Source organism: Rhodovulum kholense, from assembly GCF_003053725.1.
In the GTDB taxonomy this organism is placed as follows: domain Bacteria; phylum Pseudomonadota; class Alphaproteobacteria; order Rhodobacterales; family Rhodobacteraceae; genus Rhodovulum; species Rhodovulum kholense.
This window is the reverse complement of the sequence record NZ_QAYC01000009.1, coordinates 164303-186863: the sequence shown is the minus strand read 5'-3', so window position 1 is coordinate 186863 and position 22561 is coordinate 164303. Positions and strand designations below refer to the sequence as shown.

General features: G+C 62.0%; 21 protein-coding genes and 1 tRNA gene. 10 read left to right on the top strand and 12 right to left on the bottom strand.

Annotated features, from left to right (window positions below; genetic code table 11):
• The 7 genes from C8N38_RS13305 to C8N38_RS13275 all read right to left on the bottom strand — a co-directional run.
• Positions 1-475, bottom strand: a 475-nt coding sequence (locus C8N38_RS13305; RefSeq protein WP_281258229.1) for a contractile injection system protein, VgrG/Pvc8 family, incomplete at its 3' end; no start/stop codon positions are given.
• Between the two features lie 372 nt (positions 476-847).
• On the bottom strand, positions 848-1432 hold the full coding sequence (locus C8N38_RS13300; RefSeq protein WP_108027659.1) for an AAA family ATPase: 585 nt from the start codon (positions 1430-1432) through the stop codon (positions 848-850).
• Between the two features lie 330 nt (positions 1433-1762).
• Positions 1763-3556 carry a TniQ family protein gene (locus tag C8N38_RS13295; RefSeq protein WP_108027658.1) on the bottom strand — a complete coding sequence of 598 codons (1794 nt, stop codon included), beginning with the start codon at positions 3554-3556 and terminating at the stop codon, positions 1763-1765.
• On the bottom strand, positions 3553-4506 hold the full coding sequence (locus tag C8N38_RS13290; RefSeq protein WP_158272353.1) for an ATP-binding protein: 954 nt from the start codon (positions 4504-4506) through the stop codon (positions 3553-3555). Before C8N38_RS13290 ends, C8N38_RS13295 begins: the two co-directional genes overlap by 4 nt.
• Entirely contained in the window at positions 4496-6640 is a 2145-nt protein-coding gene (locus C8N38_RS13285) for a Mu transposase C-terminal domain-containing protein (protein WP_108027656.1), read from the bottom strand. The genes C8N38_RS13290 and C8N38_RS13285 overlap by 11 nt, the downstream gene beginning before the upstream one ends.
• The gene (locus C8N38_RS13280; protein ID WP_245895746.1) at positions 6637-7137 is read right to left on the bottom strand and encodes a TnsA endonuclease N-terminal domain-containing protein; all 501 of its coding nucleotides are present in this window, start codon (positions 7135-7137) and stop codon (positions 6637-6639) included. Before C8N38_RS13280 ends, C8N38_RS13285 begins: the two co-directional genes overlap by 4 nt.
• Positions 7138-7359: 222 nt before the next feature.
• Entirely contained in the window at positions 7360-7605 is a 246-nt protein-coding gene (locus C8N38_RS13275) for a helix-turn-helix domain-containing protein (protein WP_235924226.1), read from the bottom strand.
• 166 nt (positions 7606-7771) lie between these two features.
• On the opposite strand from C8N38_RS13275, the gene C8N38_RS13270 reads away from it, so the two are divergent.
• From C8N38_RS13270 to C8N38_RS13260, 3 genes are all read left to right on the top strand, one after another.
• Entirely contained in the window at positions 7772-8257 is a 486-nt protein-coding gene (locus tag C8N38_RS13270) for a hypothetical protein (RefSeq protein ID WP_108027653.1), read from the top strand.
• A 526-nt stretch (positions 8258-8783) separates the two neighbouring features.
• The gene (locus tag C8N38_RS13265; RefSeq protein ID WP_108027652.1) at positions 8784-10718 is read left to right on the top strand and encodes an ATP-dependent nuclease; all 1935 of its coding nucleotides are present in this window, start codon (positions 8784-8786) and stop codon (positions 10716-10718) included.
• The gene (locus tag C8N38_RS13260; RefSeq protein ID WP_108027651.1) at positions 10715-12364 is read left to right on the top strand and encodes a UvrD-helicase domain-containing protein; all 1650 of its coding nucleotides are present in this window, start codon (positions 10715-10717) and stop codon (positions 12362-12364) included. The genes C8N38_RS13265 and C8N38_RS13260 overlap by 4 nt, the downstream gene beginning before the upstream one ends.
• Before the next feature lie 143 nt (positions 12365-12507).
• On the opposite strand, the gene C8N38_RS13255 is transcribed toward C8N38_RS13260, so the two are convergent.
• Complete coding sequence (locus C8N38_RS13255; RefSeq protein ID WP_108027650.1) at positions 12508-13095, bottom strand: tyrosine-type recombinase/integrase; 588 nt, start codon at positions 13093-13095, stop codon at positions 12508-12510.
• A 224-nt stretch (positions 13096-13319) separates the two neighbouring features.
• Positions 13320-13571 (bottom strand): FitA-like ribbon-helix-helix domain-containing protein, encoded by a 252-nt coding sequence (locus tag C8N38_RS13250; protein WP_425440047.1) that lies wholly within the window; start codon positions 13569-13571, stop codon positions 13320-13322.
• 483 nt (positions 13572-14054) lie between these two features.
• Between C8N38_RS13250 and C8N38_RS13245 the strand changes: the two genes are divergently transcribed.
• From C8N38_RS13245 to C8N38_RS13235, 4 genes are all read left to right on the top strand, one after another.
• Positions 14055-14411, top strand: a complete 357-nt coding sequence (locus C8N38_RS13245; protein WP_108027649.1) for a helix-turn-helix domain-containing protein — start codon at positions 14055-14057, stop codon at positions 14409-14411.
• Complete coding sequence (locus C8N38_RS13240; RefSeq protein ID WP_108027648.1) at positions 14408-14947, top strand: ImmA/IrrE family metallo-endopeptidase; 540 nt, start codon at positions 14408-14410, stop codon at positions 14945-14947. The genes C8N38_RS13245 and C8N38_RS13240 overlap by 4 nt, the downstream gene beginning before the upstream one ends.
• 337 nt (positions 14948-15284) lie before the next feature.
• On the top strand, positions 15285-15446 hold the full coding sequence (locus tag C8N38_RS21410; RefSeq protein WP_158272352.1) for a hypothetical protein: 162 nt from the start codon (positions 15285-15287) through the stop codon (positions 15444-15446).
• Positions 15447-15506: 60 nt separating this feature from the next.
• Positions 15507-15911, top strand: coding sequence for a hypothetical protein (locus tag C8N38_RS13235; RefSeq protein ID WP_108027647.1), 405 nt, complete (start codon positions 15507-15509; stop codon positions 15909-15911).
• Positions 15912-16070: 159 nt separating this feature from the next.
• Here C8N38_RS13235 and C8N38_RS13230 read toward each other — a convergent pair whose 3' ends face one another.
• Together C8N38_RS13230 and C8N38_RS13225 are read right to left on the bottom strand one after the other, a co-directional pair.
• Entirely contained in the window at positions 16071-16610 is a 540-nt protein-coding gene (locus tag C8N38_RS13230; RefSeq protein ID WP_108027646.1) for an AAA family ATPase, read from the bottom strand.
• 168 nt (positions 16611-16778) lie between these two features.
• Positions 16779-16854 (bottom strand) — tRNA-Ala (locus tag C8N38_RS13225).
• Positions 16855-17332: 478 nt separating this feature from the next.
• Here C8N38_RS13225 and C8N38_RS13220 point away from each other — a divergent pair.
• The 3 genes from C8N38_RS13220 (at position 17333) to C8N38_RS13210 (ending at position 20471) form a co-directional block, all read left to right on the top strand.
• On the top strand, positions 17333-18589 hold the full coding sequence (locus tag C8N38_RS13220) for an MFS transporter (RefSeq protein ID WP_108027645.1): 1257 nt from the start codon (positions 17333-17335) through the stop codon (positions 18587-18589).
• A gap of 60 nt (positions 18590-18649) precedes the next feature.
• Positions 18650-18919: a DksA/TraR family C4-type zinc finger protein gene (locus tag C8N38_RS13215; protein ID WP_108027644.1), complete on the top strand. Its 270-nt coding sequence runs from the start codon at positions 18650-18652 to the stop codon at positions 18917-18919.
• A gap of 265 nt (positions 18920-19184) precedes the next feature.
• Entirely contained in the window at positions 19185-20471 is a 1287-nt protein-coding gene (locus C8N38_RS13210) for a DEAD/DEAH box helicase (RefSeq protein ID WP_425440045.1), read from the top strand.
• A gap of 61 nt (positions 20472-20532) precedes the next feature.
• Here C8N38_RS13210 and C8N38_RS13205 read toward each other — a convergent pair whose 3' ends face one another.
• Positions 20533-22560 carry a M3 family metallopeptidase gene (locus tag C8N38_RS13205; protein ID WP_108027642.1) on the bottom strand — a complete coding sequence of 676 codons (2028 nt, stop codon included), beginning with the start codon at positions 22558-22560 and terminating at the stop codon, positions 20533-20535.
• Position 22561 lies beyond the last annotated feature (1 nt).

Here is a 22561-nt window from a genome sequence, read left to right as displayed (position 1 = left end):
AGGCCAGGTCGCTCTCGCGGTACTGCACGGTGTATTCGAGTTCGGGGTAGTCGTTGGCCAGCTCGACCGTCAGCGCGCCCGCATCCGCGTAGGCCCCGAGCAGCTCGGTCAGGATCTCGACCACGGTCTTGTTGTGAAAGATCCGCTGGTTACGGCGGAGGCTGGCAAGAAAGGCCCAGGGCCGGAGCCGCAGCCGGTAGCGGTGGCCATTGTCGCCCGAGCCCAGCCAGCGGGCCTCGGTGACGATGCCGTCGAAGGGGCGCTCGCCTTCCTTCGTGGTGAGGGTGACGGTGGCGTGCGTCCCGATCAGCCGGTCGAAATCGAGATCGGCCGTGGCAGCGAGGCAGTCCGCCGAATAGTCGAACAGCGCGTTCAGGTGATCGACGCCCTCGAACCGGCGGAGCACCAGGACGTCCTGCCCCAGCACCGTGGAAATCCGGCCCATGCGGGCGTCCTGACGGAAGAAGCCACTCATGAAATACCCTCTCAAATTCGCGCCAAGGTAGTGAGATAGATCCTAGCCTGGCAACCCCAGGCATTCACTTACTTTTGGGTGCGCGGGGCTATTGGCAGTATCATGCCGATTTGCGGAATTGCGTGACGCAACGGTAGGTGCGGGCGTAGACGCTGTATGGACAAGCGATCAGGAACAGCTTCCAGCTCTTCCAGAGCCAACACCGAAAACAGGTTCGCCTATGCTTGCTGCGCTTTCCACGAGTGGCTGCTTTCTTGTTTTCTGTGGTCAGCAGGGTCCGGAGCGTCGAACGGCGGCTATCGGCAGGGCGCTCCGTGAACGTTAGCCAAGGGGAGTGCAGAGGAACCAAAGGAGCCGTGTGGATTGTCCGGTTCAGCAGTTCAACCGCGGCATCTGGAGGTGACTGTTAGATGGCGAGTGCTCACAAACAAAGTCAGCGCGCCTTGCGATCTCCGTGCGCGGCAATTCGATGATCTCGTATCCGAGCGCGATGTAGGTGTCGAACATAACGGCACAGGTCGCTTCGGCCTCGGTCTGGCTCTGCTTCCGCTCGGTGTCCTGCGTGAAAATCTCGTCCCAGAATGGCGTCAGGAAGACGCGACGGTTGTAGCGGGCTGCCTTGGCGGCTGTGGCCACATGGGGCGGCACGGGGAGGTTGCAGAGCGTCAGGTATCCCAAGATGTCGGGAGTGCCGCGATCGAAGATCACAGGGCCTGAGAGTGCCTGTGCGGCGCGGTGGGCGCGCAGGTCCCGCTCCAGCATCCGTTCGGCGTAGGCAGCGCGGTCCGCCCAGGGCAGGGCGTCTCCGCCGCGTGCCATCTCCTCGCGAATGATCGCGCGGCCGGATTCGGGAATTGTGTGAAAGCTTGTGTGAAAGCCGCGACGGGCGAGCTCGGTGATCAGGCTGGTCTTGCCCGCACCGGGGCCGCCCGTCACGACGAAGAAATGGTCGCTCATGGGCCATACTCGGGTTTGACAGGGGAAGGGCTGCGCAGCGATCGACGCTCCGAAAGGCGCGGATCAAGGCAGCATGGATTTTCGTAGGGAAAACAGCACCCGTCTGCGCTACAGAGGCAAATCCTCTGACGAGAAAGGCAGAACTATCTGGTGCTTTTCAAAAGCTGGGAATTGTCACAAAGTTCTGCCTCTGGGATCCAAAATTTCCCTTTGATTTCAGCACCCGAAAATCTCGATGCTGAACTGAACCTGCCTTTTTCGTCAGATAAGTTTGCCTCTGGCTGAACGTGAAAAAGCCGGCGCAGTGGCCGGCTTCCTTCGACTGATGTTTTAGAGAACGTCGTTTCGCCTGAAAATCATGTTGGCGCGCGGCCCCAGCGGAAGGGGCTGCGCCCCGCGGTCGAGCTGGATCACGGCTTCGACGCCGGGCAGGCGTCCGCTCGCCGTTGCCAGTTCAACCACCGAGATATGGCTCTTGGAAAACCGCTCCATCGACTTGGCGCAGACGTATCGTCGCCTGCGTCCGCTCTTCAGCTCCACTATGTCGCGAGACTTGAGAACGCCCGCGTCCATCAGGCTGCGGATCGTCCGGATATTGATGCCGAGGATCTTGGCGGCTCGGGTGGGGCGTACGGTCCCCGCGTGATCCGTTGCAATGACTTCGCGCAGTGCGGCTAGCGACACGCGGAAACCCTGGAAACGCGCGGTGGCCGGATCGACTGCATGCAGCGGAATGCGGTTTCTCAGAATGATTTCGACCACGCGCTCGGTTGGTATCCGGACACGATGCGATGCCGTCGCAATGTCGAGCAGGTCCTCCCCCTCCGAGTGCTTAACTTGCGCGCGCAGCTTCCCGATGAACCCGTCGAGATCGCGGGGGTGATACATCGGAGAGGCATTCTTTTCGTCGAAGTACTTCTCGACCAGTCCGGGCTTCGTCAGCTTGGCCATCATGAAACGCTCGACGCCAAGATATCTTCCTGCGTCGGTCGCGTTCAGAAGGGCGTCGAAATCGGTCACGATGTCATTGATGATTTCCGTAGGCACGTAACCGGTCAGTACAAAACCCTGACCAGATGTCTTCCTCTCCGCGAGACCCATCGAGGCCAGGCGGCGCGCCAGCTTCCAACCAGACATGCCATATCGCGAGCGAGCCGTCGAAAGCGAGTGGACGTATTGTTCAGGGCAGGGGCGGCCCAGAACGATCGAGCCTTCGGAGATCGGGAAGTTGCGGAAGATGAACTCTCGCACCAGATCGCGGATCACATCGAACTGAGGGTCGTCGTCACGGTGACGCAGCCACTCGAAGAAAACGCGATAGCGGGTCCGGTAGAGGGTGTTGTCGACTGGATGCGCCCGCTGGATCGCCTTGAGCTTTTCCCGGAAAGCATCTGGTCCGTGACGCAGGACTCCATAACCGGCAGTGCCTGCAGCCGCCCATTGCGCCGGCGTCACTGTTTCTCGCCGGGCTTTCGGGCCAAGGGTCAGGAGGAGCCCGAAGGCCTCGCAGGTCTGCGCCGCAACATGGAAGGGCAATCGGTCGAGCCACGCTTTCCCGGGCCCTTTCTCGATCCTGTTTCTCAGGTAATGCTCGAACAAAAGGTCCTGATCGTTCGCGTTTTGGGGTTCTGGTGGGGAAAAGCCAAAGGTCAGTCTGGTGACGTCGAACCGCTCTCGTGTCCCAGACGATGTGGGCAACGGAGTGAGGTAACAGCCGTGCAAGCCGCAGGTGCGGATTGAGGTCAGCTGCCACAGACCGAAATGCCCAGCACCGCTATCGTTTGAAGCGTCTCGCAGGCATTGTGGACAGCCTTTGAGAGCGGTTCGGCTGAAGGCCGTGAACTTGATCTCCTCCAGGCCCAGACGGAACCAGCCAGGAGAGACAAGCGCAGGCGTGTCGCGATGCAGTGCCGCCTGATCGACACCGGCAAGTGCGGCCAGCCGCGCGCAATCCTCCTGGTCGCCATTGGTTAGGTTCAGATAGTCGATCCCGAAGTCAGACAAAAACATCGCCATGCCTGACACGCCGTTGCGACGTGCCAATCGGGATGCGAGAGAGGTTGCGGATTCCCCGTGGTGGTATTTCACGTTCAAGGGCAACGGCTTAACTGTCGAAAACATCATGTGCGGTTCTCCCGGGAAAACACCTGACGGGCGTCTATGCGCATGAAATCCGGCACGACAAACGGGTTGAACTCGGCATCGCAGGATGTCCGGCGATGATAGGCCCGGATGAAATTTTGCCGGTTCAGTGTCTCCTGCCCCTGCAGGTAGGCGTCCTCGATGGCGTCCAGGATCAGGACGATGGCGATGCCGAACTGGTTGGCCGCAGCGTGGACCACGCGTTCGCCGTGGGACAATTCCAGCACGTCCTCCTCGGGTGCGAGGTTCGCCCGCTCGCAGTAGCTCTCGAGCAGGTCGAGGATATCATCGCCATATGCCGCGGGGGATAGGCTCTCGAACCGAACGGTCTTCATGCGGCGGGCAAGCTGATGGTCGTGGTTGAGGATGTCTTCCAGCTCGTTTGTGCCCGACAGAATGATCCCGACCGGCCATTCCGGGTCCGTCATCAGGGTCTTCAGCATGGATGTGACTGAATCCAGCTCGTGCTTGGTTCCCCGCGACGCCAGGTCCTGCGCCTCGTCGAGATGCACGAAAAGGACACGCCGCTCCTTGAGGTGATGTTGAACCAGATCCCAGATGTACCAGGCATGGCGATCGGCACCGATGGGGTAGCCAAGCGCCCGAAGGAGCATCTGCCCGACGAATTTCAGCGTTGCGGGTGATGGCACCCGCAAGCTGATGATGGTTGAATCTCCGTAGCCTCGATCGGCCAGCCTCTGCCCTTCTTGGGCAAGAAGATGGGTGATTGCAGCGCTTTTGCCGGCTCCCGAGTGCCCGGACAGAGCAAGCCCTTGCGCCTCGCTGATGCGGCCGTTCTGGATGTCTACGAGCCTTTTCTCGGCGAGGATGGAGAACCCTTCTGCCAGTGGAACAAAGCGCTCGTGATCGACGAAATACCCCTTCAGTTCAGCGACCCGTTGTGCCGCTTGGGTGATCAGGTCATTTCCCATCATTGAACCCCCAGCGTCTGCGGGTCTTGCGTCTCGTTCGACGATCGGATCCCGGCCCGCTATCGTCGCTGTCTGGCCCCCGAGATGTGTCGGTGGGTGGAGTAATGGTGATCGCGTCATTGAGCAGATCGTTGCTCGGCGGCACGTATCCCAACCGCTGCGCGTCAGAGCGGAGCGGATGGTGCAGTCCCGCATCTGCACGTGCTACCTCCACGTCGGCTGTGTGGTACGGCGTCAGGGCGCGCAACGCGAACGCACGACGGTTCGCCTCGGAAATTCGTTCGATGGCGCGCTGGACCGTGGGCGCGTCCAGTTTCGCGGCGCGCGCATGTGCGTGTCGAACCGCCCGAATTCCCTCACGCAGCTCTTCGAAGCTCACGCCCGCGAAGCCGGGCTGATTGGCGAGCGCCGGATACCAGGTGGCCCCGACCTTGACGGCGATCCAGCCGATGTCCTGCAGATCGACCCTGATTTCCACCTCCCGTGTGGGGGAGTGGAGATAGGCCTCACGAAGCGTTTCGCAGCTATAGCTGAGCCCTGAGAACAGCACGCCCTCGTCATTGAGTTTTCGGGTCAGCGGCCTGCCGAATGCTTTCCTGAGGGTCAGGCCATCCGGTACCGGAGGCGTCCCGTGTTCGGCCACCAGCCGCTTCCAGGCTGCATTCGGGGTTTCCCCTTTCAGCGATCCGTGTGGCTGGTTGTGATAGATATCAACGATGTAGGTCAGAAGAACCTTGATCAGATCGTCGTCGCAAAGACAGGCGAGCATCTCGGAGGGGTAGTCGCCACGATCCACGGTGTCGAAGAAGGTCCGGCCCGCCAAGAGCGGCATGAGCTGGTGACCGAGCGTTCGGAAGAAGGACTCGATATGCCCCCGCATCCAGGGAATTCCGGCGGGCGGCAGGTGCGACGTGATCCCGAGCGACGCCACCGTCGTCTGGAAGGCATCCGAAACGAAGGCAGGCCCCATGTCGGTCACGAGGGTCCCGATCCCGCCATGGTGATGCCATGAGCTTTCGCACTCGGCCGCCTGGGCCAGCGGGGTCTTGTCTTCGAAAACCAAACGCAGGGCGCGGATCGCATCATCCGAGTTCGGATTGTCGGCCAGCCGCATCGACACGACGCATTTCGTGGCGCAGTCGATTGCAATATAGAGCCAGCGTCGCCCCGCCTCGAATTTCTTCTGCCGATCCGGCGGCAGGTGCTCCCAGATGCCTGTCAGCGTCAGCAACGACATGACGTCGAGCTTGTTTTCATCCATCTCGACACGCTCCATGGGGCGCACGACATCGGGACCGTTGCTGCTCATGGCGAACTTCCGGGCAGCCGCAGACGTGCCATGCCGTTTGGCGTAGACGTAGAATGGGTCAGCTGAGTCCAGTCGGCGTTTTACGCTAGAGGCCGAGGGCACCATGAGCAGCGTTGCGCCCGTGCTGGTTCTGCGCGCGTTCTCTTCCGCGAACAGTGCCCGCGTCTCCTGAATAGACTGAACTTTGCTCGGGCGCTGCGTGTCGGCATAGATCTCGATGACCTGGTTCATCAGAGCTTCTGCCTTGGGGCACCAACGCCGGGTTCTATTGCCGGATAGATGCGTGGCCGGAATGAGCGAAAGTGCGGAGTAGCCTGCGGCCTGATAGGAGCGCACCCAATGCAAGACCGTCCGGCTTCCCGGCAGCTTGCGAGTTTTGATTTCCTTGCCCGGTCGTATCTTGGCAAAGGCCGCGGCGCTTTCGCCAACGAGCTTAGCCGTCACTGATGCGAGCTGCGCTTTGGCCTGCTCATATGCTTGCTGCGTACGTTTGATAAGGCCCGCAGCTTCGAGAGCCAGGAAGGCGTCACAGACGGCTTTCCGCCAAATCACCAAGCGTGCGTTCTTTTCCGATAGCTCGCTGATGACCTCCACAGGTTTGTCGTGACGCGCCTCTTGCGTGGCCCGATCAAAATACCCGGCAAAGTAGGTCGTGTCCGGCCGACGCATCATCGCGGCGAGCTGATGATGGGAAAATGCCTCGATGATGCCGGGCTGGCCGACGCGCTCGAAGGTGCCGCCTTTGTCGTCGATCTCAACGGGGCGCATGGCAACGCCCGCCGTGGTGATCATGTCGGAGTTCGAGAAGCGGAAACGCAGGGTCATGCTGCTACCTCCACCAGAGAGGGGCGCGACCAGGCGAGTGCCCGGGCCGCTTCAGCTGCGGCGGCCCGGTCGATGTGCTGATCCGTGATCAGTAGCACCCGGTCGGCGAAGGATTTGGAGACCGCTGCCGCAACAGCTTCGAGCTCGGAGGCAAAGTTCAGCTTCAGGACGCGCTGCATGGGTTTGATCGCCACCGCGATCCGCTCGCCATCCGCCTTGGTGACGAGGAAGTCGAAGACATGTCGCGCGGGGCGGCCGTCGGTGCCAACATAGGATATCGCCGGGGGCTGCTCCCGGATGTGATGCACGTCCTCTCGCACCAGCATCAGGCAGAGAAAGGCGTATTCGAGGGCGCTCTCGAAGTGGATGATGCGCGGGCGCTCGAAGCCCGGCAGCAGCGCGACCATGGAGCCGCGAAGGCTTCCCTTGGAACGGCGCGCAGGAACTCGGGTCGCGTGGCTCGGTTCCGGCCCGCGGTAGATCGGTTTTTTCTTCATGATGATTGGAGCGCACCTCACCTGGGCCCGGCCCATGTGGATCGGTGCAGGCGTGGGGCGACATCCCCCTATTTTTGAGATGAGTTTGACCGCCCTGCCGAGAGACGCCCCGGCAGGTTGACTTTTCTTGAGACTCAGGGGATGAATAAGAAGTCGCGACCAACGACGCTTATCCGAAAAGGCCTTCTTGCTAGTGCGGGAAGGCCTTTTCTTTTCCCGGTGTCAGGTTTGTTCGGTTGGTCGTTCCTCCTCTGCTGGGTACCGGTCCGGGAAAAGCTCAGCCGGTGTCGTGCCGACCGCGTCGGCGAGGGCTTTCTCGATTTTCGAGGACCGACGCAAACCCTGGCTAACAAGCGTGACCGTCGAACGCAGCACTTCAAGCTCGCGGGCGACCGAGGCGATGGACCTACCGCGCAATCGCAGCTCCATCTTCAGGCGCTCGTGAGCAGGATTCACCGTGTGGGACATCGATGCTGTAACCATGGTTGCTGGGACTTCGTGATCCGGAGAGAATCAGTGATCAACGAATCAGTCAAGAAGAACTGTTTGAAATCAGGTGGTTAAAAAGTGGGGCGAAATTCGCGGCACTACCACTTCGAGAATTTCACCGGAGTTTTTAGCCAAAGGAGGGCGCATGGCGAACGCTAGAAACTATCTGGCCATAGCCGGAGAGAACGTTTTCATTTTCGAGAATGGCCACGGAACAGGAGTGCATTATTCAGAATTGCTGAGCCTGATGGCTGAAAGCCGGTCTTTGGCGGAGGTTAAGACGAAATTCCGCGCTAGCCGTTCCAACCTGATCGAGACGCTTGAGCATTTCGGCTTTGACTTCGACATGCTGCTGCGCGAGCAGTTTCTGGAGGGGCATCGGGATGCCACACTCGCAAGAGTTCACCGCGTTGACACGAAGTGGATAGCTGAAAAGAGACGCTCTCTGGGCTTTGCTGGCAAGCTGGGTCGCTCACCTATCGATTTTACGCCGGATGAGATCGCGCAGGCCTACGATACCACCGGCAGCTTGGTGGGAGCCGCAGAGCTACTTGGTATTGACCGTAAGACCTACCAGAAGCTGCACTTAGGCGCGTTGAAATCCGGTGGTGCTACCAAACCGACCGTCTGAGGGCTCCCTGTCGGTCCAGCACGATTTGATGGGGCCAAAGGCGTGCGGGAGGAGGCAAGTCGAATTGTGGGCGCATGAAGTTGCCGTTCAGGCAGCGCGCGGCGAACGGCAGTTGGGAGCCCAAACTGACCGCGTCGATTTTTGGCGAGTTCGCTATTGCAGCTTGGGAGCGCCCGTCGCGACCGGCGCTAAGTGGACTCCCTGTGTGTAGTCCAAATACTGCGACGCAGCTTTTTCTCAAAGCGGACATCCAGCACTTAAGCCAAGTCGGATGGGTGTAGAGTAACGGTAGTGGGTCAGCATAAGCGTGACCACTTCGTTGGAAGAACAAGAACGGCTTCCAAGGGTGGCTCATAGGTGACCGCCCTTCGATACGGCTTCAATAGCATCTGTACCTAGTCAGTCTGATTGAAGTGAAATATGCAGAGCGTGAGTGTAGCTATCTGAATGGCGATTGCAGAAGGTGATTCAATGAACAGCCGCCAGAGTATTTTTTAAGGCAAGATCTGTTAGCGGAGAAGGCACAATGAAGCTCACGCATCTGCGTCTATGCAACTTCCGATGCTTTGGGGGCGTCGAGACAGAAATCGCGTTGGACGATACAACGTTCATTCTTGGACCGAACGGCGCCGGTAAGACAGCGGTACTGCAGGCGCTGGCAAGGATGTTCAGTCTCGATCCCGCACAGCGTAAGATCAGAACCTCCGATTTTCATATCCCCGCCGACGAGGCGCACGATGCGGCACCAGAAGAGCGCAGTCTTTGGATCGAGGCCGATTTTGAATTTCCAGAGCTTGAGTTGGAAAACGTCGACATGCCCGCGGTGCCCGGCAACTTCGCGCATATGCTCATGATGGACGTTGATGGGGGAGTCCGCGTCCGCTTCCGTTTGGCAGCATCTCTCGATCAGGACGGTGATGTCGAGGAAACCTTCACCTACGTTACCGAAGCTGACGAGGACGGGTTGCCCGTAGAGGAAAGCCGGGCCTCCAAGCAAGATCGCAACGCCATTCAGGTGCATTACCTCCCTGCTCGCCGCGATCCATCGGACCATGTCTCCTACTCCGCCAACGCCTTAGTGGGTCGGGCATTGCGAGCCGCCGACTGGAGCGTCGAGCGCACTGAGGTCAATGATCTTACAGCGCAAATTACCGATGCCCTAAGTGGGAACGCCGCCATTGAGGGCATCAGCGAATCGCTGGCCGAAATCTGGGGCCAACTCCACAGGGGCGATTTTTTCGCCAACCCGTCAATCTCTTTTGCGCAAAGTGAGGTCAACGCGCTTCTCCGTCATCTGAGCCTTACCTTCACGCCAGGCCACGGCGAGTCGCTCGTCGACTTCTCACGACTAAGCGACGGTCAGCAATCTTTGCTGTATATCTCTCTGGTGCTCGCAATGCGCGAGATCGGCGACAAGGTGCTCGCCGGTGAACTAGAAGCTTTCGACATCGACAAACTGCGGCCCGCCATATATACTCTGATCGCCGTCGAAGAGCCGGAGAACAGCCTTTCACCACACTATCTCGGGCGCGTAATCCGCGCGATTTCCGAATTTGCAAACGGTCAGAATGCACAGACCCTGGTGGCTACGCACGCCCCTTCACTTTTGCGTCGCGTCGCCCCTGAGACTATTCGCTATTTGCGGTTAGACGGCGATCGTCGAACGGTCGTCGCTCGGGTTGTTCTCCCGGAAAACGAGGACGCGGCAAAATATGTGCGTGAAGCCGTACACGCCTTCCCTGAATTATACTTCGCCCGATTCGTCATTCTGGGTGAAGGCGACAGCGAAGAAGTTGTCCTGCCGCGGATGCTCGCTGCACGCGGCGTTCTCACGGATGATGCATCGATCTCGGTCGTCCCTTTGGGCGGGCGCCACGTCAACCATTTCTGGCGGTTGTTGCACGGACTCGGCATTCCGCACGCGACTTTGCTCGATCTCGACCTTGCCCGTTTTCAGGGTGGCTGGGGCAGGATCAAGTACGCTGCGAAGCAGCTTCTGAAATATAGCGACGTGGAGAATGCGGGCATTGACGACGATGACATAGCAGCCATCCCAGCTTGGAATAGCGAACAACGACTTTTGAGTGATGACGATGATTGGTTCGACTATTTCCACGAGCGCGGCGTTTTCTTTTCGTCGCCGCTTGATCTCGACTTTATGATGATCGAGGCGTTCGCCGAAGTCTATCGAGTTGAAGATGACGAGCGCGAAGAACCAGATGAGACAACGCTCAAGGCTGTCCTCGGCAAAAAACACGATACCGTGGCAGGGCAGTATGCAGACGACCAGCTTGAGCTGTTCGATGCCTACCACCGTCGCTTCAAGATAGGCAGCAAGCCAGCTTGGCATATCCGGGCAATGGCAGCGATTGATGATGCAGAAGTTGCTGCGGACATGCCCGCGGCCATGACCGCGCTAATCGACTATGTCGAAACCGAGCTCGAAGGCTTACCTGAATGATTGCAGTGGAACGATGGTCTCCCGTGGATGGCTTAACGCTTGAGCCGAACGCGTTGGATGCTGCAACAGAGATTGCGCGCAATTTGGCTCTCACGGCGGGTCCCGGCGCTGGCAAGACGGAAATGTTGGCGCAACGTGCCGACTTCCTGCTTCGCACTGGAACTTGCCGTTACCCTCGCCGGATCCTCGCCATATCGTTCAAGACTGATGCTAGCCAAAATCTCAAGGCGCGCGTCCGGAAACGCTGTGGGCCTGGGCTGGCTGCGCGGTTCGATAGCCACACCTTCCATGCCTTCGCTAAACGGATCATTGACCGGTTTCGCCCGGTGCTTAGCGGACGCGATGCGCTAAACCCTGATTATTCGATTGGCCCGCGCCGTGTGCAGCACCAGTCCATCACTTTCGCCGACATGGTGCCGCTCGCTTCCAAGATCATCGAAGACAGCCTAGTCGCCCGCAATGCGGTGCGACAGACCTATACCCATGTCTTCCTAGATGAGTTTCAAGACTGCACGGATGAGCAATATCGCCTGATACTCGCTTGTTTCGGCGGCACCCCGACAATCCTGACGGCTGTCGGCGATACCAAGCAAAGCATCATGGGATGGGCCGGAGCGCTCGAGGGTATCTTCCATACCTTCGCCGACGCTTTCGATGCGCTCCCGCGCAATCTCTATCAGAATTTCCGTTCCGCGCCGGCGCTCCGTCGGATGCAGAATGCGATGGTCAAAGTAATGGACCCGCCAGCGGCGCTCGACGATGACGAAATCATTGGCGACGAGGGTGAGATTTGCATTCTTCGATTTGAAGATGACGATGACGAAGCCTGTGGCTTGGCTGAGCGAATCCGCGACCTGATCGACAATGGCATCGAGCCCTCGGAGATTGCGATCCTAGTCAGTAAACAACAAAGTCTTTATTGTCAGCGTCTGGTGGCTGCTTTTGAGGCGGAGGAGATTCCATTTCGGGAAGAAGATACGAAGCAGGACTTGGCGTCGGAGCCGGTAGCCTCCCTACTCATCGATTTTCTTCTGATCGCAAGTGGCTCGCGCCAACCCTCCGCTTATCGTCGTTTGCTTGATCTAGTTGTTTTCAACCATGGCTATGACGAGGAACGAGAATATCAGCTGCGATCACGTTGGGATCGCTTCGTAAACGAAATCAAGCAGAAGATTGCGGCGCATGAGGTCGATCTTCGGCAGATGGACGACTTGCAGGCTCTCGCCATGTCACTGGTAGATCATGTTGGGCGTGATAGACTCATCTCTTTATCGCCGGACTACGAGCGTGGCGATCGCTTCGATGAGCTCATCGCCCAAACTCTTGAGCATGCGCACATGCTGCTGCAGAGCGAAGTGGACTCATCAAAAGCTCTAGCCTCATTTTCGGGTGACAGTGCTGTTCGCATTATGTCGGTGCACAAAAGCAAGGGCCTGGAGTTCGATACGGTAGTCATCCTCGGGGTCGAAAAGGAAACCTTTTGGGGCGAGCCGTCAGCGGAACGCGCAGCTTACTTCGTCGCGATCTCGCGCGCCAAACAGCGGCTTCTGTTGACCACGTGCGGTCAGCGCCAGCGTCCGCAAGGAGCGAAACGCTGGTCCACTAACCGGCATGAGTACGACGAATTTCTTGCCTACGCACCATGAACACCTATGACGTTGGACCGCCTGGCGTAAGCGCCAATGGGACAGTTTACGCCGCTGTGATGAGGGAGATTTGTTGAATTGCGCTCGCAGCGAAAGACCGCTCCCCGCCCATTCTTCCTCTTCTCAGCCGCTGCAGTTTCCGGCTACCACAGATCTTTGAACCGGTGCGCAGCCGTCCGCGTGTAATGCGCTGTGTGCCGGGGGTCACGGTGTCCGAGGTAGTCCTGAATGACTCGCAAATCGTGCCCCTTGTTCGCCAAGGCGAAACCGCAGGAATGGCGAAGCATATGTGGGTGGACGCGCTCGAGCCCGGCACGGGTACCGGCGGATCCGAGGATGTAGTTTACGGCCTGCCGCGTGAGCGGCTGCTTGCGCTCGGAGACGAAAAGCCAGGGCAGTGCATCCTCCCTGCGCGCGAGCCAGCGCTTAATAGCCCGCAGCTCTTCGCCAGCGACCGGTTGCTCAACGCTGAGCCCGTTCTTCAGTCGTGCGATCCAGATCCGCGACTGCGCAAGGTCCACGTCTCGCCGCCGAAGCGCGATCGCTTCGGAGACGCGCAGACCGTGCCGGAACATCATCAGGATCAGGAGGTGATCGCGAACTCCGTGGCGACTCTTCTTGGCGGCAGCGAGGAGCCGGTCGATATCCGGCTGACCAAGATAGTCCCGCCCACGAATGTGGGCATCGGTCGCGTGGTCATCCCCACTCTTGACACTTCGCCGATTGGGCATGGTTCTGTCGCCTCTCACAGGTCTCTGCCTGGCAACGCTTGGCTGAGATCAACTCTTTACGAAACACACGAAGTGTAAAGAGTATGCGCGTGATGGGATGTGGTTCGAGGTCGCCGAATGCAAGATCAAACTAGGTGGCTGTCCCGAACGGGTGGTTCGCGGGTACTCACGGCTGGACCAGACCAGCATGACGTCGGTGAGCGCAATCTCTGGAGTAGCCGAGATCACTTTCGTCTCGGGGATGATCTGGTAAAGACGCTTGCTTGGCTCGCCGTATGATTTCGTTCCACCGACAGGTCATCACCCAAATAGTCGCCGTAGCGTGCGCGCATGCGATGGCCCAGGCCGCGGTCGCTTGATGCAACGACCGCCTGTATGAGGATCGAACGCACTTCGGCTTCAAGGCTCCGTTTGTTCGCTTCAGCTTGAGCGCGAAGGCGTTCGTGAAGCTCGTCCGGCAGATTCCTTATCGTCATATTCGCCAAGGTGAACTCTGTGCTGCTGCTAGGTTTCCTGGAGGACGGCGTGGCGTCGAGAGCTTCAAGTCTGACACAGTGATAGCCTCTTGAGGAGGCCAAAACGCAGCAAGGGACCATCCTTGCTCGCAGCGTGCCCGGTGCCAAAGTCATGCATTCCATCTGGTCCGAACCTCGCTTCGGAGCAGCCTTTCAAAGGCAATCACTCGAAGGGCCGCAGTGCGGGACCTTCCGGCCGTTCGCCGCGCGTGCTCGATGTTTGCCGCGTCTGCGCACTCCACCGCAGATAGGGCGGAAAGCTGCCATTCGCGGTGTTGAGGGCCAACGTCGCCAAGCAAATTAGAGCGGCCAAACGGGTGGTGGACACGCAGTGTCGTGGGCGGCTCATCGATAAACCTAACGGGGGCAAAAAATTAACCTACTGGGTTGACGCGGGCGCGCTGGCACCACATATTGGGTGGTGAACCACCTAGGAGACCACCCATGACCTCTGAAATCGGGAAGGAGCTGCGGAAACTGCGAATTGATGAGGATGAACGACTGCTGGATATGGCCGCGAGGCTCGACAAGTCGTCGGCGTTCATCTCAGCCGTTGAGCGCGGCACCAAGACCCCGCCCGAAGGCTTCGTTGAGCTCGTGATCAAGGCGTACAAGCTGGCCGAGGATGCCGCAGCATCGCTCCGTCGGGCTGCCGACAGGTCGCGCAAGAGCTTTACGCTGGAGGCTGACACCCTCCTTGCGAGGGACACCGCCGGTCTGATGGCGCGCCGGATGAACTCGCTGTCCGAGGAGGAGCTCAACAACATCTTCCAAATCCTCAGCAAGAAGGACGCGAAATGACTGACGGAAGCGACTTCATTGTGCCTCCCCGGCGCTGGGCGGAGATTGGTGGCATCGCAGACAACCTGCGCCGCCAGCTCGGCCAGGCCGACAACCCCCGGGTGCCGGTGATCGAGATCATTGAGAGGGTGCTGGACCAGCGGCTTGGGCTCGTCCATTTCCAAGTGGGCAGCCACGAGGAGATGGGCCGCGCCGAGGGCTACACCTGCCCAAAGGGCGAGTTCATCATGCTCCGCGAGGATGTCCATGAAGGCGTCTGGGCAGGCGAAGGCCGCGCCCGTTTCACCACCGCCCATGAACTGGGCCACTGGGCGATGCACACCAACATTCCGCTAGCCCGGGCGAAGCGCGGGGATGGCACCCAAGCTTACCGGCTTGCGGAGCCGCAGGCCAACCAGTTTGCCGCCGAGTTCCTGATGCCCGAGTGCTTCATTGATGCTTGGGACGAAGAGGATGACCTGATCGAACGATTTGGCGTCTCGTGGGAGGCGGCGCGCAACCGACTGCGCTACCTCCATAAGAACGGGAGGTTCTAACGAAAGAAGGCTCAGGTTGGCGCCCGAGCCTCCAAACGGATTTCTTCATCGTGCATCAGGGGCTTGACGATGCAGAGCCTCCCAGAAGCGCAAATCAGTCTCCCTAGACAGAGCTGCACATAGCGCATTTGGGGTCAAAAGGCAAGATACGCCCCGAAGTGGAGAGTGCTATGACCAAGCGTCACACACCCCCTCCGCCCGGCTACCGGTATGTCTTCCGCCCTTGGCGGACGTGCCCGCAGACCGGCAGACGGCTCTACGCGAAAGCGTTTGGGCTGCGGGCGTGGCCTATTCTGATCCCGGAGTAGCCACCCCACCCAAATGAATGGGAGGCGCGGTGAGCGCGCCTCCCACCCTCAACGCAAAAGTGACAGTTCTGAACATGAAATCCAAGACGTTCAAAGTCGGCCGCAGCGCCAAGACGGGCCGCTTCACCACGGTCAAGAAGGCTACGCACCGCAAGTCTACCCACGTGGTGGAGACCATCAAGAAGAAGTGACGGTCATCGTCGTGCCCTACGGCAGCGCTCGCGGGGCACGACATTTCACAGGAGAGCAACATGGTAGAATACATAGACCTTCCGCCCGAGGCGGCTAAGTTGATCCAGCGCCAGTATGACATTGACCGTGCCGACGCCGTACCCAAGGCCCCGGTCTCGTGCTTCCGCTACCGGGGCGTCCAGATTGAGAGCCGCCGGGCTGTGATGGCTGAGCTGGACACGATGCGCCGGATCATCGATGCGATGCCCGAGCTGATGGCGCGCCGCCTCGAAACCATCTGGTGCGATTCAAACGCCGGTGCCTGCTACACAGTGACCATCCAGCCCGGCCTTTTTGTGCCCGACCTCCGATGGGCAATCGCTGATGCCGTAATAGAGGCCGGGGGCGGTCACAACGGCATAATGATCGAGGCGGACGGCGGCAATGGCTGTAACATCGACCCAAACTGGGGTGAGCCCTGCTAATTCGGGATTGCGCGCTGTAACGTCCGTATTGCGTCATCTCCAGACCTTCGCCACAAGCTCAATGAATTTCCGGTATGGGCCGAAAGCTTCAGGTGGTAGGAGGCGGAAGGCAGCCGCGCGATTTCCTCGGTTCAGCAGGCTCTCCCTCCGTCTGGACGGTCAGATCGCTAATTGCGCACAGACAAATTCGGCGCGTGATGCGATACCAGTGCGCGGCAACTCCCTGATTTGGTATCCGAGCGCGGTGTAGGTCTCCCGCATGACGGCGCAGGTCGCTTCGGCCTCGGCGCGGGTCTGCTTGCGTTCGGTGTCCTGTGTGAAGATCTCATCCCAGTAGGGGGTAAGGAAGACGCGGGCGTTGTAGCGGGTTGCCTTGGCCGCGGTAGCGACGTGGGGCGGCACGGGGAGGCCGCAGAGGGTCAGGTAGCCCATTATGTCGGGAATGCCCCGGTCGAAGATCACGGGGCCTGAGAGTGCCTGAGCGTCCTCGTAGGCGCGGAGATCGCGCTCAAGCATCCGTTCGGCATAGGTCATGCGGTCCGCCCAGGGGAGGGCGTCTCCGCCGCTCTGCATCTCCTCGCGAATGATGGCGCGGCCGGATTCGGGGATCGTATGAAAGCCGCGGCGGGCGAGTTCGGTGATCAGGCTGGTCTTGCCCGCACCGGGGCCGCCCGTCACGACGAAGAAATGGTCGCTCATGGGCCATCCTCGGGTTTGACGGGGAAAGGGCTGCGAAGGGATCAACACGCCATATACGTGGATCGATGCAGCACGGATTTTCGTAGGGAAAACAGCACCGATCTACGCAGCAGAGGCAAATCCTCTGACGAGAAAGGCAGAACTATCTGGTGCTTTTCAAAAGCGAATTGGTGGAGCCAAGGGGGATCGAACCCCTGACCTCTTGCATGCCATGCAAGCGCTCTCCCAGCTGAGCTATGGCCCCGATATCGTGCGTCCCGTTCGGTCCGCCCGCGTGCTTTTATGGAAGCGGCGAGGGGAGATCAAGCGAAAAATTGACGGCCGGATCGAAGCCCTGGAAGAGGGGCTGGAAGGACCTCGGGGGCGGTTTCGCGCGAGTGATCCCGGATCGGATCGCTTATCGAAATTGCCGGGCATCGCACTCTGTGGCGGGCGGCCCGGTCGTCCATGGCAGGCGGATCGGGCGCCGCCCGGTCGGACAACCGGACCGCCCGATCCGGCATCTGCGATGGCATTGAGGCGTGAACGCGATGCGGCGGTCAGGCGGGCGGTCGGAGGCGACGGCTTTATCTTGTGCGGGTCGCTTCGGGCGGCCATAGATTGGGGCAGGGAAACGTGCGCCTTTCTCAGACGACTGCCCGGCCCGGCGGCCCTTGTCCCGGCCGGACAGCCTGTCTGCGGCCAATGGCGGGCGGTTCCGAAAGGTCGCGGGGAGAGCCGAGATGACCCATGCCCAACGCGGTGCAGAGGCGCCGCTGATGACCCCGGTGCTGATCGCCGGGTCTGTGATCCTGCTGATCGGATTCGCCGTGCGCGCCTCGTTCGGGGTGTTCCAGATCCCGATTGCCGAGGAGTTCGGCTGGGCGCGCACGGAATTCTCGCTGGCCATCGCGATCCAGAACCTCGCCTGGGGGATCGGGCAGCCGCTGTTCGGCGCCGTCGCCGAGAAGATCGGCGACCGCAAGGCCATCGTCGCGGGGGCGCTGCTTTACGCGCTGGGGCTGGTGCTTTCGGCCTTCGCGATCCAGCCCTGGCAGTTGCAGGGGCTGGAGGTGCTTGTGGGCTTCGGCATCGCCGGTACCGGCTTCGGCGTGATCCTCGCTATCGTCGGACGCGCGGCGGCGCCCGAGCATCGCTCGATGGCGCTGGGGGTCGCGACCGCCGCCGGGTCGGCCGGGCAGATCGTGGGCCCGCCCGCGGCCGAGATCCTGCTGCGGTTCCAGCCCTGGCAGGGCGTCTTCGCGATCTTCGCGGTCGTGGTGCTGGCCACGCTTTTCGCGCTGCCCTTCATCCGTTCGCCCCAGGTCGCGAGCCGCGCCGAGCTGGAGGAAAGCCTGGGCCAGGTGCTGAACCGGGCCTTCCGCGACCCGTCCTATGTGATGATCTTCATGGGGTTCTTTTCCTGCGGCTATCAGCTGGCCTTCATCACCGCGCATTTCCCGCCCTTCGTGGCCGAGCTGTGCGGCCCGATCGTGCCGGGCGGTACCCTGTCGGCGATCGGCATTACCACCACTTCAGCGCTGGGGGCGGTCGCGATCTCGGTGATCGGGGTTTTCAACATCGTCGGCACGGTGACGGCCGGCTGGTTGGGCAACCGCTATTCCCGGAAATACCTGCTGGCGGGGATCTACACGGCGCGCACCATCGCTGCGGCCGCCTTCATCCTGATGCCGATCACGCCCGGCACGGTGCTGGTCTTCTCGATGGTGATGGGGGCGCTGTGGCTCGCCACGGTGCCGCTGACCAGCGGGCTCGTCGCCCATATCTACGGGTTGCGCTACATGGGCACGCTCTATGGCTTCGTCTTCCTGTCGCATCAGATCGGCGGGTTCCTCGGCGTCTGGCTGGGCGGCAGGCTTTACGATCTTTACGGCAATTACGATCTGGTCTGGTGGGTCGGCGTCGGCGTCGGGGCCTTTTCGGCGCTGGTGCATCTGCCGATCCGCGAGGCGCCGGCCCCCGCCCGCGCCGCGGCCTGAAAGTTTTGACGCGAGGCCGGGGGCTGGCCTATCCTGTCGGCCTGCAAGGGAGGTCTGACGATGGCCGGAGGCTGGGCGCGCGACGGCGCGGTGAACGACCAGATCGACGCCTCTATCGAGGACGAGCTGAACCGGATGAAGATCAGGCGCGCCCCGGTGGGCGACAGCCTGTCGGACTGCGCCGAGTGCGGCGAGCCGATCCCCGAGGCGCGGCGGCAGGCCCTGCCGGGGGTCAAGCTGTGCGTCGCCTGTCAGGGCGACCGCGACCGGCGTCCGGTGATCCGCGGCGGGATCAACCGGCGGGGGTCGAAGGACAGCCAGCTCAAGTGACGGCAGTTGCAGGATTGACCGGAGGGTCATGTTCCTGTACGTGTCGCCGATCCGCACCTTCTGTCGCGTGAACAGAGGCCGCCTGCCCGGACCGACCGGGCCGCGGCGCAAGGTGTCGGGCAAATCCGTTCCCATCATCACGCGAGGGGTACTGGGACCGTCGCCAACCGACCCGTCGGGTCGGGGCGTCGCGGGCCCGCTCACCCGTTCGCAGCGGCGAACGCAATTTGACGAGGCGTCCGCGACGGGCGCCCGAAAGGACACTGTGACGACATTCGACAAGATGGGCCTGCCCAAGCGGCTCGTGACGCGCCTGGCCGAGGCCGGCATCACCGAGCCCACCCCGGTTCAGGCCCGTGCCATTCCTCCGGCGCTGGAAGGCCGCGACGTGATCGGTCTGGCGCAGACCGGCACCGGCAAGACCGCGGCCTTCGGGCTGCCGCTTCTCACCGCGCTGTCAGAAACCCGCGGCAAGCCCGTGCCCAAGACCGCCCGCGCCCTGGTGCTGGCCCCGACCCGCGAACTGGTCAAGCAGATCGCCGAGAGCCTCCGGCCGCTGGTCGCGGGCACGCCGGTCAGCGTCGAGACCGTGGTCGGCGGCGCCTCGCTGTCGGCTCAGGAAAAGCGGATGGCGCGCGGCGCCGATCTGCTGGTGGCGACGCCCGGGCGGCTGATCGACCTGATGGGCCGGGGCGCCGTGGTGCTGGCCGAGACCCGGTTCCTGGTGCTGGACGAGGCCGACCAGATGCTGGATCTGGGCTTCATCCATGCCCTGCGCCGGATCGCCGCCAAGCTGCCGAAAGAGCGCCAGACCATGCTGTTCTCGGCCACCATGCCCAAGCAGATGGACGAGATCGCGGCCAGCTACCTGACCGATCCGGTCCGGGTCGAGGTGACGCCCCCCGGCACCGCCGTCGACAAGATCCTGCAATCGGTGCATTTCCTTGAGAAGGCCGAGAAGACCGGGCGTCTGATCGAGCTTCTGGATGGCCACCGCGACGACCGTGCCATCGTCTTCGGCCGCACCAAGCACGGCGCCGAGCGGCTGTCGAAACAGCTGGAACGGGCGGGCTTCGCGACCGCCTCGATCCATGGCAACAAGAGCCAGGGCCAGCGCGACCGGGCGATCAAGGCGTTCCGCGCGGGCGATGTGCGGGTGCTGGTCGCGACCGACGTGGCGGCGCGGGGCATCGACATCCCCGAGGTGCGCCACGTCTACAATTTCGACCTGCCGAACGTGCCCGACAACTATGTCCACCGGATCGGCCGCACCGCGCGGGCCGGGGCCGATGGCGCGGCGATCGCCTTCTGCTCGCCCGAGGAGGTGTCAGAACTCCGCGCGATCCAGAAGGTGATGGGCACCGCGATCCCGGTTGCCTCGGGCACGCCCTGGGAAGGGCTGGAGCCGAAGCAGTCGCGGGGCGGCCCGCGCGGCGCAAGCAAAGGCGCGGGCAAACCGCCCGCCAAGGCCCGGGCGCGCCGCCGTCCGCGCAACAAGAACCGCGCGGCGGCCTGCCCCCCCTGGGGCGCTGTCGCTACCCTCACAGGTTAAGGAAAACGCCCGCCCGGGAAACCGGGCGGGCGTTCTTCTGCATGGGGCTGCATGGGCGCGGTCAGGCCGGTTCGAGGTCGAGCCCGCGCCCTTTCAGCAGCGCCTCGACCCCGGGCAGGCGCCCGCGGAAGGCGATGTAAAGCGCATCGGGCTCGGCCGTGCCGCCGGTCGACAGCACGTTGTCTTCCAGCGCCCGGGCCGTTGCCGGATCGAAGGCGTCGCCGGTCTCCTCGAAGGCCGCGAAGGCGTCGGCATCCATCACCTCGGACCACATGTAGGAATAATAGGCCGAGGCGTAGCCGCCCGCGAAGACATGGGCGAAATGCGGCGTCGCATGGCGCATCCGGATCGCGCGCGGCATGCCGATTCCTTCCAGCACCTCGGCCTGTTTCTGCATCGGATCGGCGGGGGCGGGGCCATCGTGGAATTCCAGATCGACCAGCGCCGAGGCGATGAACTCGACGGTCTGGAAGCCCATGTCGTAGGTTGCCGCCGCCAGCACCCGGTCGCGCATCGCCTCGGGCATCGGTTGGCCCGTTTCGGCATGGGTGGCGAAGCGGTCCAGCACCTCGGGCACTTCCAGCCAGTGTTCGTAAAGCTGGCTCGGCAGTTCCACGAAATCGCGCGGCACCGAGGTGCCCGAAAGGCTTTCATAGGTCACGTCCGACAGTATCTGGTGCAGCGCATGGCCGAATTCGTGAAACAGCGTCCGCGCATCGTCATAGGACAGCAGCGCGCGTCGCCCCTCGGCGGGCTTCGAGAAATTGCACACGTTCAGCACATGCGGGCGGATCTCGCCCGTCAGTTTCTGCTGGCTGCGCAGCGCCGAGCACCACGCCCCCGACCGCTTGCCCGCCCGGGCGAAATAGTCGCCGATGAAGACGCCCATATGGCGGCCGTCTCGGGTGACCTCCCAGGCGCGGGCGTCGGGGTGGTGCAGATCGACCTCGAGCGGCGCGAAATCCAACCCGAAAAGCCGGTGCGCGCAGTCGAAGGCCGCCTCGATCATCCGGTCGAGCTGCAGGTAGGGTTTCAGCTCGGCTTCGTCGAGATCGTGCAGCGCCCGGCGGCGTTTCTCGGAGTAATAATGCCAGTCCCAGGGCTCGAGTGGCGCGGCAAGCCCGTCGGCGACCAGCATCTCTTCAAGGATCGCGGCATCGGCCTCGGCGCGCGCCCGGGCCGGGGCCCAGACCTGCATCAGCAGGTCGCGCACATGGCCGGGGGTCTTCGCCATCTCGGTTTCCAGCACATAGGCCGCATAGCTGTCATAGCCCAGAAGCGCCGCGCGCTCGGCGCGAAGCTTCAGCGTCTCGGCCACGATGCTGCGGTTGTCGGTGGCGCCGCCCCGCGCGCCGCGCGAGGTCCAGGCCTCATAGGCCGCCTTGCGCAGATTGCGCCGGGGCGAGAATTGCAGGAAAGGCACGATCACCGAGCGCGAGAGCGTCACGACCGGGCCGTCCGCGCCGCGTTCGGCGCCCGCCGCCCGGGTGGCCTCGGCGACGAAACCGGGCAGGCCCTCCAGATCCGCCTCGGCCAGCGGCATCGTCCAGTCGCGCTCGTCGGCCAGCAGGTTCTGGGCGAAGGCGGTCGACAGCTCGGCCAGCCGGGTGTTCAGTTCTCGAAGCCGCCCGCGCCCCTCTTCGGGCAGCGCCGCGCCTGCGCGGACGAAATCGCGATGCTTCAGTTCCAGCAGGCGGGCCTGTTCGGCGGTCAGATCCAGCGTCTCGCGGGCCTGCCAGACCGCGTCGATCCGGTCGAACAGCGCGCGGTTCAGCACCACGTCGGACGAGAAGTCGGCCAGTTTCGGAGAAAAGGCGCGTTGCAGCGCCTCGCGGTTCGGGGTCGACGAGACCGAGGCCAGCAGGAAGAAGACCGACAGCACGTCGGACAGGGCCTGACCCCTCTGTTCCAGCGCCTCGATGGTATTGGCGAAATCGGGCGGCTCGGGGGACTCAGCGATGGCGGCGATTTCGGCCCGGGCCTCGCTCAGCGCCTGATCGAAGGCCGGGGCGAAATCCGCGTCCGAGACGGCGGCGAAGGCGGGAAGCTCGAACGGCGCCGTGCGCGGCGCCAGCAGGGGATTGGTCATG

What these genes read in the sequence shown, in the direction of transcription:
- C8N38_RS13215 (WP_108027644.1), top strand. Translation starts at nt 18,650, where the DNA reads ATGGCCGGAGGCTGGGCGCGCGACGGCGCGGTGAACGACCAGATCGAC.
- C8N38_RS13290 (WP_158272353.1), bottom strand. Translation starts at nt 4,506, where the DNA reads ATGGGAAATGACCTGATCACCCAAGCGGCACAACGGGTCGCTGAACTG.
- C8N38_RS13250 (WP_425440047.1), bottom strand. Translation starts at nt 13,571, where the DNA reads ATGACGATAAGGAATCTGCCGGACGAGCTTCACGAACGCCTTCGCGCT.
- C8N38_RS13300 (WP_108027659.1), bottom strand. Translation starts at nt 1,432, where the DNA reads ATGAGCGACCATTTCTTCGTCGTGACGGGCGGCCCCGGTGCGGGCAAG.
- C8N38_RS13270 (WP_108027653.1), top strand. Translation starts at nt 7,772, where the DNA reads ATGGCGAACGCTAGAAACTATCTGGCCATAGCCGGAGAGAACGTTTTC.
- C8N38_RS13255 (WP_108027650.1), bottom strand. Translation starts at nt 13,095, where the DNA reads ATGCCCAATCGGCGAAGTGTCAAGAGTGGGGATGACCACGCGACCGAT.
- C8N38_RS13230 (WP_108027646.1), bottom strand. Translation starts at nt 16,610, where the DNA reads ATGAGCGACCATTTCTTCGTCGTGACGGGCGGCCCCGGTGCGGGCAAG.
- C8N38_RS13245 (WP_108027649.1), top strand. Translation starts at nt 14,055, where the DNA reads ATGACCTCTGAAATCGGGAAGGAGCTGCGGAAACTGCGAATTGATGAG.
- C8N38_RS13280 (WP_245895746.1), bottom strand. Translation starts at nt 7,137, where the DNA reads ATGAAGAAAAAACCGATCTACCGCGGGCCGGAACCGAGCCACGCGACC.
- C8N38_RS13205 (WP_108027642.1), bottom strand. Translation starts at nt 22,560, where the DNA reads ATGACCAATCCCCTGCTGGCGCCGCGCACGGCGCCGTTCGAGCTTCCC.
- C8N38_RS13220 (WP_108027645.1), top strand. Translation starts at nt 17,333, where the DNA reads ATGACCCATGCCCAACGCGGTGCAGAGGCGCCGCTGATGACCCCGGTG.
- C8N38_RS13295 (WP_108027658.1), bottom strand. Translation starts at nt 3,556, where the DNA reads ATGATGTTTTCGACAGTTAAGCCGTTGCCCTTGAACGTGAAATACCAC.
- C8N38_RS13240 (WP_108027648.1), top strand. Translation starts at nt 14,408, where the DNA reads ATGACTGACGGAAGCGACTTCATTGTGCCTCCCCGGCGCTGGGCGGAG.
- C8N38_RS13235 (WP_108027647.1), top strand. Translation starts at nt 15,507, where the DNA reads ATGGTAGAATACATAGACCTTCCGCCCGAGGCGGCTAAGTTGATCCAG.
- C8N38_RS13285 (WP_108027656.1), bottom strand. Translation starts at nt 6,640, where the DNA reads ATGACCCTGCGTTTCCGCTTCTCGAACTCCGACATGATCACCACGGCG.
- C8N38_RS13260 (WP_108027651.1), top strand. Translation starts at nt 10,715, where the DNA reads ATGATTGCAGTGGAACGATGGTCTCCCGTGGATGGCTTAACGCTTGAG.
- C8N38_RS13275 (WP_235924226.1), bottom strand. Translation starts at nt 7,605, where the DNA reads ATGTCCCACACGGTGAATCCTGCTCACGAGCGCCTGAAGATGGAGCTG.
- C8N38_RS13265 (WP_108027652.1), top strand. Translation starts at nt 8,784, where the DNA reads ATGAAGCTCACGCATCTGCGTCTATGCAACTTCCGATGCTTTGGGGGC.